Origin of the sequence: Caryophanon latum, from assembly GCF_001700325.1 — a bacterium.
Taxonomy (GTDB): Bacteria; Bacillota; Bacilli; order Bacillales_A; family Planococcaceae; genus Caryophanon; species Caryophanon latum.
In genome coordinates, this window is the sequence record NZ_MATO01000031.1 from 1 (window position 1) to 12,741 (window position 12,741).

Here is a 12,741-nt window from a genome sequence, read left to right on the forward strand (position 1 = left end):
AATGCCTGAAAATCCTAAATGAAAATGCACCAGCCACCATGTAAAACGGCTCGTGAAACCGTTGGGAGAGTAAGGGCGAAAAACGGTACTGTGTAAATGGGAAACCTTGAGTAAGAGGATTAACACGAATAAGATTGTAGTAGTCTACCTAGTTTTGCATTTGTGTAAATGGGAAACCTTGAGTAAGAGGATTAACACTTCGTGATTTAACTTCACGTGCAGCGCGTTGAATTGAGTTCGTGTAAATGGGAAACCTTGAGTAAGAGGATTAACACTAGCAACCACTTAAAACTGTCACGGTAAATAACGATGTGTAAATGGGAGACCTTGATTTAGAGGATTAACACATTTTGTGACAAAGCCTTCTCGACAATCGTAATTAAGTGTAAATGGGAGACCTTGATTTAGAGGATTAACACAATAAGTTAAGCGTCGCGTCTTCATGTGTGCCATCAATGCGGTGTAAATGGGAGACCTTGATTTAGAGGATTAACACCCTTCTGTACGAAGTTGCTCTTTCAGGTAACAATGTTCGTGTAAATGGATAACCTTGAGTAAGAGGATTAACACAATTGCGCCGCTAGCTCACAAAGTACTTTGTCTACGATAAGTGTAAATGGATAACCTTGATTAAGAGGATCACTTTATTCTTTCCACTGAACTAGTATGCAAAAAAACAGCAGCTTATCATCTAAATACCATTAGTTCGTAATGCTTACTTATCGTGAGTTTCGCGAATGAATTTTAACCGACTTATATACATAAGTCGGTCTTTTTTATATTTTTTTATGAATTTATTGGTAGAAATGTTATGAAAAATAATTTCTTTATGTTACCATTAACTTGTATTTTTAAGAGATGTTGAGTTTAAAGGAGAAATAATGACAATGCAGCGACCTATACATAATGAAATACCGTTAAGCGAAATACCGTTAACATATATTCGCCTGCATTTTTCGATTCGTGCAGTTGATAGCATGCAGCTAGGAAAATATCCAGCGATGACGATTCGCGGAGGGCTTGGCTATGCGATGCAACAGCTGGCGTGCGAATGTCGCAGCAAGCAGCACGATGCGGATTGTTTATATGCGAAAATGTATGAGGAGAAGCAAGGTGAAACAGTGGAAGATACGTACATTCCATATGTGCGCCCATTCGTTATTCATACAGGTGTGAATGAGCTTCATACATATACGAAACATATGACGTATCAATTTTCGATTACGCTGTTTGGACAGGCGACAAAAGCGTATGACTTATTTATTTTAGCGATGCAGCATTTCGGTGAAGCAGGTATTGGTGAGAAGAAAAGTCCGTTTACGGTAGTAGAAGTAAAGGCGGAGCAACACCATATGTCGCAACTTGTCTTCCATCAAAATCGCTTATTGCGTATTCCGGCACCACAGCGTATTGCGGATCAGCCGCTATTGCCTGCTGATGTGTATGTGCGTTTTACGACACCGCTTCGTTTACAAGTACAAGGGAAAAACCAGCATGTCGTGACGTTGCCAGAGTTGTTTCAAAACATTGTGCGACGTTTGCGCAGCTTATTGTATTTCCATTGTGAAGGCTATTATTTACCGTCGAGCGTAGAGGAAGTGTTGCTACGTTATGCAGAACGAGCGACGATTGAAGAGGCGGACTTTTATTATGTGCAGTACAAGCGTTTTTCGACGCGTCAAAAAAATATGCAGCGTATTGATGGTACAGAAGGGTCATTTTATGCGTACGATTTGCATGAAGTGCTTGTGCAGCTATTGCTAATCGGGCAAGTGATGCATGTCGGTAAGCAGACGGTGTTTGGTTTAGGGCGCTATGAAGTGAGCGTATTTTAGGAGGGATTAGGTGACGACGATTATTACAACAGTAGGCACGTCATTTATTGGTGGCTGCATGCGCAACAAAATGGATTTTTCACAAACGGAGGACGTGCTGTTTGAGCAAATGATGCAAGTTGATCGTGTACAAGCGTTTAGTGCGGAAATGGCATCGACCCATTCGCTCATGAAGCAATATCCGAATGCGGCGTCGCTTCATTTGCTCGTGTCCGATACAGCGGAAGGGTATAAAATCGGTGCTCTGTTGCAGCGCTATTTTGAAACGTTTGTGGCAACGGTAAGCGTACACGTAATTGACGGTTTAAACGGTAGTGCACCGGAGACGTTTCGCCAGCAAGGGTTGCGCAATTTAGTGAACGTGTTGTTAACGATTTTAACGGAGCATGATGACTGTGTGTTAAATGCGACAGGCGGCTACAAAGCACAAGTGGCGTTTGCAGGAATTGTCGGGCAAGTATTTCACATTCCTGTGCTGTACCAGTTTGAAGGGTTTGATGATGTCATTCAGCTACCGACGATGCCGCTACGATTAAATACCGCGTTGTTTGCGAAGTTTGAGCAAACGTTTCAGTGTGTCGCGAGCGGACAATACGTAGCCGAAATCCCGTTAGAATTATCGGAATATATAGAAAATATTAACGGTGAGAGTAAGCTGACGGCAATTGGCTTATGTTTGTACGAATACGCAAAAATGAACGAACGAGGGGTGTAATGTATGTATAACCGAGTAGTCATGACATGTGGTATTTCTTTATTATCACCAGCGAATGTATTTAATCATGCGACAGCGCAAAAGCTCACATCATCTTTTAACGAAGTGTATTGTGATGAACAATCGCAGCAACAGCAAATTACGCAATATGTGGAATACGTTCGTCAGCATTTACATCATATTGAAGATAGCGAAAAGGTGAGTGCAGAATACTCATTAATTAGCGCGTTGTTAAAGCGAAAAAAGCTACACAATTCAGCACATATTACGCTAATTGCGACGAATACGATCGGTGGCGTAGCATGTAGTGCGGCATTATGTGAAATCATTAATAAAAAATTTGGCATGACGGTAAAGCGACAAATTGTACAAATGACGGTAAGCAATCAACAGCAATTTCAGGAGCAACAGGCGAAATATATGCATGTGTTAGCGAATGCGTTAAGTGAAGGGGAGCCTCGTTCGACATGTTTCGCTCCACTTGGCGGCTACAAAGTGATGACGTCGCTCGGTTACATCGTCGGTTCGTTTTTACATTATCCAACGACGTACTTACATGAAGAGCAACAGTTTTTAATCGAAGTGCCGCCCGTACCGCTTGATATTGATGAAGCGTTCGTAAAAGGCAATATGGATTTATTGCGTCGTTGTCAGCGTGAGTTCATTCCATTTGAAGAGCTAACGGCACAGGAGCAGGCGCTTGTCGAGCAACATACAGCTATTTTCACGATTGATGAGGAGCATGTGACGTTAACGGTGTTCGGTGCGTTTTTATTTGAGCGTGAGAAGTATAAGCAAATTTTCCAAACGCATTATTATTTGTCGGAGCAAGTACGAAATGAGATGGCAAAAAATAAAGCGTTTGTCGAGCAGGAGCTAGAGCGTCTTGTGATGAACTTGAAACTGAGAGCGGGTGCGTATGAATCGCATGAGCGTGAAATTAAAGGGTTAAAAAGTAAGCCTGTATACAAGCTCGCAAAAGCAGCGTATGGACAATCGGTGTTCCGTTTAACGTATTTATACGATGAGGAAAAAGACGAGCTGCAAGCAAATTATTTATGGCTCGATCATGACTTATATGAGCGCGACATTGCAAAAGGTGTCGGCTTAATGAAGGAAGAAAAAAATATGCAGCAATACGTCATAGGGGGCTGAGTGTGATGCGTCACGTATTATTTTCTTTTTTAGGAACAGGTAAATATAAAAACTGCATTTACAGTTGGAATGAACAAGCATTAACGGAAACGCGCTACGTTCAAACTGCTATTTACGAATATTTACAAACGATTGAGCACCCTTTAACGGTCATCGTGTTTACGACCGATGATGCATACGAGAAAAATTGGCTAGATGGAGAAGAAGAAGGGCTTGCGAGTACGTTTCAACGTTTAGCACCAGAGGCGACGCTACAAATGGTGCGCATCGACAACCCAGAAGGTGAAGCGGAAAACTGGAAATTATTTGATGCGATTTTAAATGAAATTCAAGAGGGCGATCATATTTATTTCGATATGACGCATAGCTTCCGCGCCATTCCAATCGTCTCACTCATCGTAATGAATTACGCACGTTTCATTAAAAAGGCGACGCTTGAAAAATTAGTGTACGGGCAGTTCAACGGTGATACGGGTACGATTTTGGATATGACGAACATGCTTGAGCTGCTGTCTTGGACAAACGGTGTAGACCAATTCATTCGCACAGGTGATGCAACACAAATTGGGGAGCTCGTACAAACGATTGCGAAAGATAGCTTTAAAAATAAAGAAATGTCTAGCGAAAGTCGCAGCAGCTTACTCGATTTGAAAAAAGTAGCGGAGCAGCTAGAAAATGTGAGCTTAGCCATTCAAACGTGTCGCAGTACCGAAATTGTCAAAGAAATCGAGCTGTTACAAAAGCATATTGCGACAGCGAAGGAAAAGAAATCAAACTTCATTCAGCCGCTCGTGCCATTGCTTGACGAAATCGAATCGAAATATGCACATTTTTCAGAAGGTGCAGGCTACGAGGCAGCACGATGGAGCGCGGAGCATGGGCTTATTCAAATTGGCTATACGTTATTGCAGGAAAATTTCGTTACGGCGTTAAGCGAATATTTGCAGTTTAATCCGACGAACAAGGAGCAGCGTACGTTAATTAATTCAGCGATTAAAATTGTAGCCGATCAGTTGCCAAAGGAGCAGTGGCATGGTGATGAGCAGCGAAAGGAACAGCTCGCCAATATCGTCGAGCAACTTCCATTTAACCGAGAGCAACTGTTGAAGTATAGCAAGCTAACGGATTATCGTAACGACATTAACCATGCGGGCATGCGTCCGAATGCAACAAAGGCGGCGAATTTAAAGCGCGAGTTGCATAGTGCAGTAGAACAAATGGAAGAGCTGTTTCAACTATTGCAAACGCAAAAAATAGGAGGGTGAGCGATGGAATTACTAAATGTTTTTGAAACAGGCAGTGCCATAGATGTGAAGTCGTATGATGTTACATTTGTGACACCGATTGCCGTTCATGGCGTCGATTCAAAAAATACAGCGGAATTTCGCGCGTCGTCACTAAAAGGTATTTACCGTTATTGGTGGCGCACGTTGCAAACCGATTCGAAAAATTTATTAGCACGAGAAGAAGCGTATTTCGGTGGTACGAGCGTCAATAAACGAAAATCGCCCGTAACGATTGTCGTAAAAAAAGCACCGTCATATAACGTAGTGAGAACGAATGTCCGTCCACATAATACAGAAAAGCGTGTCATGATTCCGACGCTTCAGAAAGGGCAGCAAGCAACAATTGAGCTGCGTGCGAAAAAAGGGCAGCTGGACGATAGCTACATTCACTACTGGGAATACGTGCTGCACGTTGGTAACTTCGGGCAACGTGCGCGTCGAGGCTTCGGTGCATGTCAAACGCATACGTGGGATAGTGTAGCGGATTATGTGGCATCATTGAAAAACGTATTTGAAAGGTTGCAAGTAGCAGATGCGTTTGAATGGTCGTCATCAGCGCTTATTGTGAAGCGTCGTCGTCCTGAGCGTGTCGATCACCCAATCGTTGAAAATATTTACATCGGCGCACCGAAAAAGACAGCAGATGAAGTGACGTACGCAATCGGTGTGGCGACGCATGAAGCAAATGGTGACGGTACACTCGGCTCTGCGAAACAACGCTGGGGATCACCGCTTCATTGTACGGTGCGTAAAATTGGCGAGCAATATTACCCAATCGTTACCGAAGTTACACCGCCAAAAGCGAAACAAGGGAAACGCTATGAGGAAAAACGTCGAGACTTTTTAGCACAGTTAGGGGTGCAACTATGACAGAGCAATATTTAGTAACATTTACAGTCGGACCGGTGCAATCGTTTATCGCTTCTGCACGAAAGGTCGAGGATTTTTGGAGTGGCAGCTACATTTTGTCACATTTAGTACGTGAAGCGCTGCGCATCTTTTTTGATAAAGAGCAAGAGATGAATTTAGAGCTCGTATTCCCAGTCGTGAAAAAGCGCGACATTATCGAGCCAAATTTAGAGGAGCTGCACATTGCGTCGTTACCGAACCGTATTACAGCGATTGTAACGGGCGATGAAGCGGAAGTCGTTTCTCTTTTACGCAATGTCGAGAAGCATGTGCGCAGTGAATTTTATAACATTGCATACGCAGCGATTGATCGTGTGTTCGCGGATGCAACGGCGCAGGAGCAAAACGCATTGCAGCAGCAAACGACAGCACAGCTTGATAACTTGCTTGAAATGTATTGGGTAGCGCAGCCGTTAAACAAAGCGGAATTTAGTGACACACGTTTACAGCTAGAGCGACGTTTAGGAGCGCTCAAAAATGAAAAGCAGTTCGGGCAAATTGACGAGCATGGCTTAACGTGTAGCGTATGTAAATCGAAGGAAGCATTAACGATTGAGCGAGTAGAAGCGGCGCATAGCTATAAGGAAATGAAAGAGCAGCTCGCGTCCACTTGGGCAAAGCGTACAAAAGCGTATCAAGGCAAGCGCATTAAAGACAATGAATTTTTATGCGGCGTTTGCTTAATGAAGCGACATGCGCGTGACTATTTCAAGGAGCATTTCAACGTGAAAATGGCACAAGGCTTCAAACGCTTTGATGCGATTGCCGACATTGTCGATGAAGACGAAGGGTATTATGCGATTTTAATGCTCGATGGCGATAATATGGGGCAACATTTAACAGGTAATGACGTGACGACGTATCAAGATGTGAGTAAAAAGCTTGCGAAATTTGCAGGAAGAAAAGTGCCTGAAATTGTAGAGAAAAACAATAAAGGTGTGCTCGTTTATGCAGGTGGAGACGACGTGCTTGCGTTTATGCCAGTACCTGAAGCGCTACAGATTGCGCAGCAGCTACGATTTGCGTTTAGCGATGAGCAAGGTGGCTTAGGAAAAAATGCGACCGCTTCAGCTGGGCTTGTTGTAGCGCATGTAAAAGCACCGTTACAGCTACTGCTTGACGAAGTACGCAAGCTAGAGAAAAAAGCAAAAGCATATCCGAATAAAAATGCACTAGCGATCGGTGTGCATACACGTTCGGGAGAGATTTCGGAGACGGTGTTACCTTGGACGACATCGACTCAGCATGCGACCGTTGATTTATTACAGCGCGTCATTACGCTATTGAAAGAAGATGTATCGACAACATTTATTCATCGATTTACCGAAGCGTTTTTACCGTTACTTGATGCGGAGCAATACAAAAAAGTGCCGAAATATCTTGTCGAAACGGAGCTGCGTCGATTAATGAAGCGAGCGCGTAAAACGGACTTGCGCGACGAACAGCTAGAAGACGTGTTGCAGCAATTAATTACGCTACATGAAGAGCAAAACTCAACGAAAGACTTCATTTATTTACTAAAAATTATGCGCTTTTTCGAGCGAAAGGATGGTGTCAATGGCGACGTTACAGCTACAACCAATTGATACATTTTTCTTCAAAGACCATCAAGCAACAGAAACAGGTGCAAATAGCTTTATGCAAGGTATTTTCCCACCGCGTCCGAGCACGATTTACGGCAGCCTGCGCTCTGCGTACATACACGCTAACGAATCGTTTGAAGCATATGCACAAGGAACAGATGGCGACGTAAAAAAGTGGATGGGCACACCTGAACAGCTTGGTGAATTTGCGATTCAATACGTGTCGCTATTTCATAATGAGCAGGAGCTTTTACCGTTACCGCTTGATTATCAGGCGTACGAAAAAGACGGGACGCTCGTTGCCGCACCGTTAACGTTAACGGAAGATACTGCACCGTCGTCAGCTGCTTCACCGTGGCGATTGCAGTCAAGCTTAACGGAAAAAACGAAAGGGGCAAGCAACGTTTTCGTCACGAAGGAAGCGTGGAAACAAGCATTGCTACATACGCAAGCGATCGATACGTTAACCCCGTTATCGCAGCTGCTTGTGCCAGAGCAAAAGCTAGGCATTGCACTAGAGCATACGACACGCACGACGAAGGATCAGCACTTGTATCAACTGACAAAGCTGCGATTTAAAGAGCGTGGTGGCTTCAACGTGTATACGACGAGCAGCCCAAGCTTTGCGCAAATCGAATTTACGAAAGTCGGCGGCGAAAACCGTCCGTGGACGATTAGCGAACAAAAGCAGTCGTTTTCATTATGGAACGAGCAAGAGCTGAAGACGTTACGTGAGACGATTACGCGTACAAACATTGTAAAATTCGTTTTATTATCACCGGCGATTTGGCAAAACGGCGCGAAGCCAGCTAGCTTTGCGGACGGTCGCTTTACAGTCGGCGGCGCAACGTTCGAATGGTTAACCGGTGCGATTGGTCGCCCAAGCATTTACGGTGGCTGGGACATGGTGCAAAATCGTCCGAAATCGCGTGCGTACATGATTCCAGAAGGCAGTGTCGTTTATGCGAAACTGTGCGACGGTACATCAATTGACGACGTATTAGCACTTGCAAATGGTTGTCATTTTACAGATGAAGGTCAACAACAAGGATTCGGCTTCGCAATTTTAGCGGCCGTACAATAAAAAGGAGCGTTTAACTATGTACACTACAGCAAAACCGTTTTTATTACATGCCATTACAGCTGTGCATGCAGGCAGTGGAAGTGAAATTGGGCTAGTTGATTTACCGATTCAACGCGAGCAGCACACGTCGTTTCCAAAAATCGAAAGCTCGTCGTTAAAAGGAGCGATTCGTCATACGTTAGAAAACGTATTGCAAGAGGATAACCGTCAAGCGTTTGAATTAACGTTTGGTATGACAGGCTCAAAAGATGATACATCACAAGCAAGTGCCATTGCGTTTAGCGATGCGCGTACATTACTGTTCCCAATTCGCTCAATGCGTGGCGTGTTCGTTTGGGTAACGTGCCCGCAAGTGATTGCACGTTTTAACGATGACATGAAATTAAACAACGTCAACGTCGCATTAACAGTACCAAAGGAAAATACGATTTCATCGAAGGAATTAATCGTATCAAACGATCAAATCATTTTAGAGGAATATGCGTTTAACGTAACAGTAGACGACAATACAGTGCAGCTAGCAAAGCAGTTAAGTAGCTTCATTAAACAAGATTTAAGCGTCAACATCGAAAACCGCATCGTCGTTGTAGAGGATGATACGTTCCGTGACTTCGTTCGTTTATCAACAGAGGTGAACGCCCGCATTCGAATGGATCCGGTGACAGGTACAGCGGCAGGTAAAGCACTATGGTATGAGGAAAATGTACCGCCAGAAACGGTATTTTATAGTACGCTTTACATCGGCAACGTTCGCGGTAACGGCTCTGATCAATTTGAAACAGCACAGCATGTGGAATCATATTTAACAGGTGATGCAGGTATTCCGAACGTATTCCAACTCGGTGGTAACAGTACACTCGGTCGCGGAATGCTGCGCAAAATTTGGCTATAGGGGGAATGGGAAATGAGTAACGTCAACAACAGTCGAATCGGTATTGAAAACGGACGTGCAGCATTTGCATTCCGCGTAGTTGAAACAGCAGTAAATGATAAAAATGTAACAAGTTCAGAATACCGTTCATACGTAAAAAAGCTACCAACGTTAATTCAAGTAAACGGGCTAGGGCAGGCGTTAGCGTTTTGCTACCAAAAGGGGAAAACGTACCGCGTCATTTACGATCAGCTGCATGAATGGTTAAAGCAATCAAAACCGCAATACTTTAAAAATGATGGCAAGTCGTTCATCGAAGTAGTCATTAACTTAGATAGCCAAAGCTACCGCGAAGTGACGGTCGAGGTAATGGCGTTTTTAAACTGGATGCGTAAATTTGTTGAAGGTATGGTGAAGGAGGACGATGCATAATGCATTTTCATCCGAAAGATACAACGAGCGCATATTCAACGACAAATAAAGAAAAAATTGCGCATTTAGCGTATCACGTGCACTACAATCAGCTATGGCAAAATGATAAAAATGGCAAGTTTGAAGCGAAGGACATTAAAACGAAGCCGATTTATTCAAAGGAGTTATTACAAGTTGCTGAGAAGGTTGAGCAGCAGCGTCAGGCGTCGTTAGTCGAGCTACAAAACGTGCTGCATGTTCGTCAGCTTCGTGCAAAGGCAGCGTCAAACATCATTCACGGCTTAGGGGCGGCACATGTGCGTGAAACGGCATTAACGATTCACGGTGTGTACGGCATTCCATACATTCCAGCATCGAGCATGAAAGGAATTGTACGCGCATGGTTTATTGAGGCGTTTTGTAACGGTGATGAGGCACAGCTAGCGTCGCACCCGATCGGTAGCTTCGTATTCGGTACGCAGGAGCATAGCGGCATCGCACAGTTTTACGATGTGTTTTTACATACCGATTTATCGCTACAGCCGGACATTTTAACGACGCATTATCCTGAATATTACCAAAGTAAGCGCAGTGCGACTGACGACCAAAAGCTGAACATCGTGAAGTTTTGGACTGTATCAGTGCGTGAGGCGACGGTGTTCGTGTCGTTACAAAAGCAGTTGCCAGCTGCGCTACAGCAAGCAATTGCGCCAAAAACGAGCGAGCAGCTAGCCGAAGCGGTGGCGAACTGGACAGCGCAGGCGTTAACCGAGTTTGGTGTTGGCTCGAAAACGTCGTCAGGCTACGGCTTGTTCGATCATGTTGAGGACGTAACGACGAGCGAGCTACAGGAAGTATCAGCACGCGTTGAGGAACAGCGTCAACGTGCCGAAAAGAAACGCCAGCAAGAAGCGGAAGCAGCCGCAAAGCGTGAGGAAGAAGCACAAAAGCAAAAGGCGCTTGAGGCAATGACACCAGAGGAGCGACTCGTTGCCGAAATTACCGCACTTGACCCGACGAAACAGGTGGATAAAGACGAAAGTAAAAACCTATTTGTTGAAGTGAAGGAAAGTGGCATTAAAGCCGCAGCCGAAGCGTTAAAGGCGTATTGGGAGCAGACAGGCGAGTGGAGAGTACCGAGAGCGAAGAGAAAGCAATTCGAGCGTGTTGAAGCATTAAAGCAATTGTTAACGTAATGACTGGAGGTGTGGCGAATGTGCCGCATCTCTTTTTTGTGAAATTTTTTACATATAAACAAGTATTTGTGCTAAAATAATCAGTAGCAAGTGGTGCATTTTGTACCGCAAAACATGGTGCACTTTTTCGCTAAAAACGACGGTCACCATACATATGTCAATATAATAACATTTACACGAAAAACGCTTTGGACTACGTGTTACATGCTCATTTCACTATATCGATATAATCCCTGAAAATCCCAATAAGAAAAGCAACACGTGTCATGTAAATCGGCGTGTGAAACCGTTGGGGCAGTAAGGGGGAAAAACGGTACTGGTGTAAATGGCTAACCTTGAGTAAGAGGATTAACACAAAGGGAATAGTTTTTTTGAAAACTCATTCCCAGTGGTGTAAATGGCTAACCTTGAGTAAGAGGATTAACACGCTTCCTCGAAAGCCCCTCCGTGTTTCTTTCGATCTAGTGTAAATGGCTAACCTTGAGTAAGAGGATTAACACCGACATTTCCAGCGCATGTGTCGACAACGTGATAGGGTGTAAATGGCTAACCTTGAGTAAGAGGATCAAAACACATTCATTCGATTTTGGTCGTAGAAAGATAAGTTTTGTGCAAAGCTCAACCTCGACTTAGAGGATCAGCATCGCTACGGTTTCTTTTATTTAGATATGCGGTGATGTCATAGTATGGATTGCGAACAGGGAGTGAAGTGTATGTATATAGCGGTTACGGAGCAAGGGGCGTATTTGAAAAAAGAAGGGGAGCGCATCGTCGTCGAGAAGGCGGGGGAGCGTTTGCGCGTCATTCACTTGCAGGACGTGGCGGGCATTCAGCTGTTTGGCAACATTCAACTCTCGACACCGCTGTTACAGCTTTGCATGCAGCGAGGAATTGCGGTGCATTACTTGAGCAAAAATGGTTTCTTTTACGGAGCATGTATTGGGCAACAGGCGTTCAATTATGAGGTGAAAATGGCGCAGCTGCACGCGATGCAGGATGCGCCTTTTTTGCTGAACATGGCAAAATATACGGTGATGTATAAGGTGAAAGCACAGCAGCTTGCTCTTCAAATGCGTCGGCATAACGTCGAGCTTGTCAACATTCGACGGGCGCATGAACGGCTCAATCGTTTCGTGCAGCAATGCGATGATGTGGCGTCGATTCATGAGCTGCTCGGCATTGAAGGAGCGAGTACGCGGCTATATTTTCGACAGTTTGATGTGTTATTGCCAGACGCGATGCCGTTTCAGCGACGCTCGCAACGACCGGCGCATAACGAAATGAATACGTTGCTCAATTATAGCTACGGTGTGCTGAAATCCGAGGTCATCTTTCAGCTACAAAAAAGCGGCTTAGATGTGTATTTAGGGTATTTGCATCAGCAACGGCATGGGCGCATGAGCTTAGTGTTTGATGTAATGGAGCTGTTTCGCCCGCTCATTGATCAGCAAATCATTACGGCGGTGCGCCAACGAAAGCTCACGCCGCATCATTTTGAAGTGTGCGACGGTGATATTCGCTTGCACGATGCCGGTCGAAAGCAGCTGCTCGCGCTATGGTATGGGTGGAAAGATGAGCTACAGTTAGCGGCGCGTATTGAATGCGTCGTCAAAGGGTTACAAGCAAGCTATGTGAAAAAGGATGTGACGCATTTTCATGTCAACGCGCAAAAGGCATTATATTATTTGTTATGACA

11 protein-coding genes and 1 CRISPR repeat array are annotated in these 12,741 nt (G+C 44.4%); all 11 genes read left to right on the forward strand.

Features of this window, described 5'->3' with window-relative positions:
- The first annotated feature begins 90 nt into the window (after nt 1-90).
- Nucleotides 91-570: a CRISPR direct-repeat array (repeat unit 36 nt; unit sequence GTGTAAATGGGAGACCTTGATTTAGAGGATTAACAC).
- A gap of 317 nt (nt 571-887) precedes the next feature.
- The 11 genes from cas6 (at nt 888) to cas1 (ending at nt 12,739) form a co-directional block, all read left to right on the forward strand.
- Nucleotides 888-1,835, forward strand: a complete 948-nt coding sequence (gene cas6 / locus A6K76_RS07495; protein ID WP_066463652.1) for a CRISPR system precrRNA processing endoribonuclease RAMP protein Cas6 — start codon at nt 888-890, stop codon at nt 1,833-1,835.
- Nucleotides 1,836-1,845: 10 nt separating this feature from the next.
- Complete coding sequence (locus A6K76_RS07500) at nt 1,846-2,550, forward strand: putative CRISPR-associated protein (protein WP_066463654.1); 705 nt, start codon at nt 1,846-1,848, stop codon at nt 2,548-2,550.
- A gap of 3 nt (nt 2,551-2,553) precedes the next feature.
- Nucleotides 2,554-3,705 carry a hypothetical protein gene (locus A6K76_RS07505; RefSeq protein WP_066463656.1) on the forward strand — a complete coding sequence of 384 codons (1,152 nt, stop codon included), beginning with the start codon at nt 2,554-2,556 and terminating at the stop codon, nt 3,703-3,705.
- Between the two features lie 5 nt (nt 3,706-3,710).
- The gene (csx2, locus tag A6K76_RS07510) at nt 3,711-4,970 is read left to right on the forward strand and encodes a TIGR02221 family CRISPR-associated protein (RefSeq protein WP_066463881.1); all 1,260 of its coding nucleotides are present in this window, start codon (nt 3,711-3,713) and stop codon (nt 4,968-4,970) included.
- A gap of 3 nt (nt 4,971-4,973) precedes the next feature.
- Entirely contained in the window at nt 4,974-5,861 is an 888-nt protein-coding gene (gene cmr1, locus A6K76_RS07515) for a type III-B CRISPR module RAMP protein Cmr1 (RefSeq protein ID WP_066463657.1), read from the forward strand.
- Nucleotides 5,858-7,486 (forward strand): type III-B CRISPR-associated protein Cas10/Cmr2, encoded by a 1,629-nt coding sequence (gene cas10 / locus A6K76_RS07520; RefSeq protein WP_066463660.1) that lies wholly within the window; start codon nt 5,858-5,860, stop codon nt 7,484-7,486. The genes cmr1 and cas10 overlap by 4 nt, the downstream gene beginning before the upstream one ends.
- Complete coding sequence (locus A6K76_RS07525) at nt 7,458-8,567, forward strand: type III-B CRISPR module-associated Cmr3 family protein (RefSeq protein ID WP_066463662.1); 1,110 nt, start codon at nt 7,458-7,460, stop codon at nt 8,565-8,567. Before cas10 ends, A6K76_RS07525 begins: the two co-directional genes overlap by 29 nt.
- 16 nt (nt 8,568-8,583) lie before the next feature.
- Nucleotides 8,584-9,459: a type III-B CRISPR module RAMP protein Cmr4 gene (gene cmr4, locus A6K76_RS07530; RefSeq protein WP_066463664.1), complete on the forward strand. Its 876-nt coding sequence runs from the start codon at nt 8,584-8,586 to the stop codon at nt 9,457-9,459.
- A gap of 12 nt (nt 9,460-9,471) precedes the next feature.
- Nucleotides 9,472-9,870 (forward strand): type III-B CRISPR module-associated protein Cmr5, encoded by a 399-nt coding sequence (cmr5, locus tag A6K76_RS07535; RefSeq protein ID WP_066463666.1) that lies wholly within the window; start codon nt 9,472-9,474, stop codon nt 9,868-9,870.
- Nucleotides 9,870-11,045: a type III-B CRISPR module RAMP protein Cmr6 gene (cmr6, locus tag A6K76_RS07540; protein WP_066463672.1), complete on the forward strand. Its 1,176-nt coding sequence runs from the start codon at nt 9,870-9,872 to the stop codon at nt 11,043-11,045. Before cmr5 ends, cmr6 begins: the two co-directional genes overlap by 1 nt.
- 713 nt (nt 11,046-11,758) lie before the next feature.
- Nucleotides 11,759-12,739, forward strand: a complete 981-nt coding sequence (gene cas1, locus A6K76_RS07545; protein ID WP_066463673.1) for a CRISPR-associated endonuclease Cas1 — start codon at nt 11,759-11,761, stop codon at nt 12,737-12,739.
- Nucleotides 12,740-12,741 lie beyond the last annotated feature (2 nt).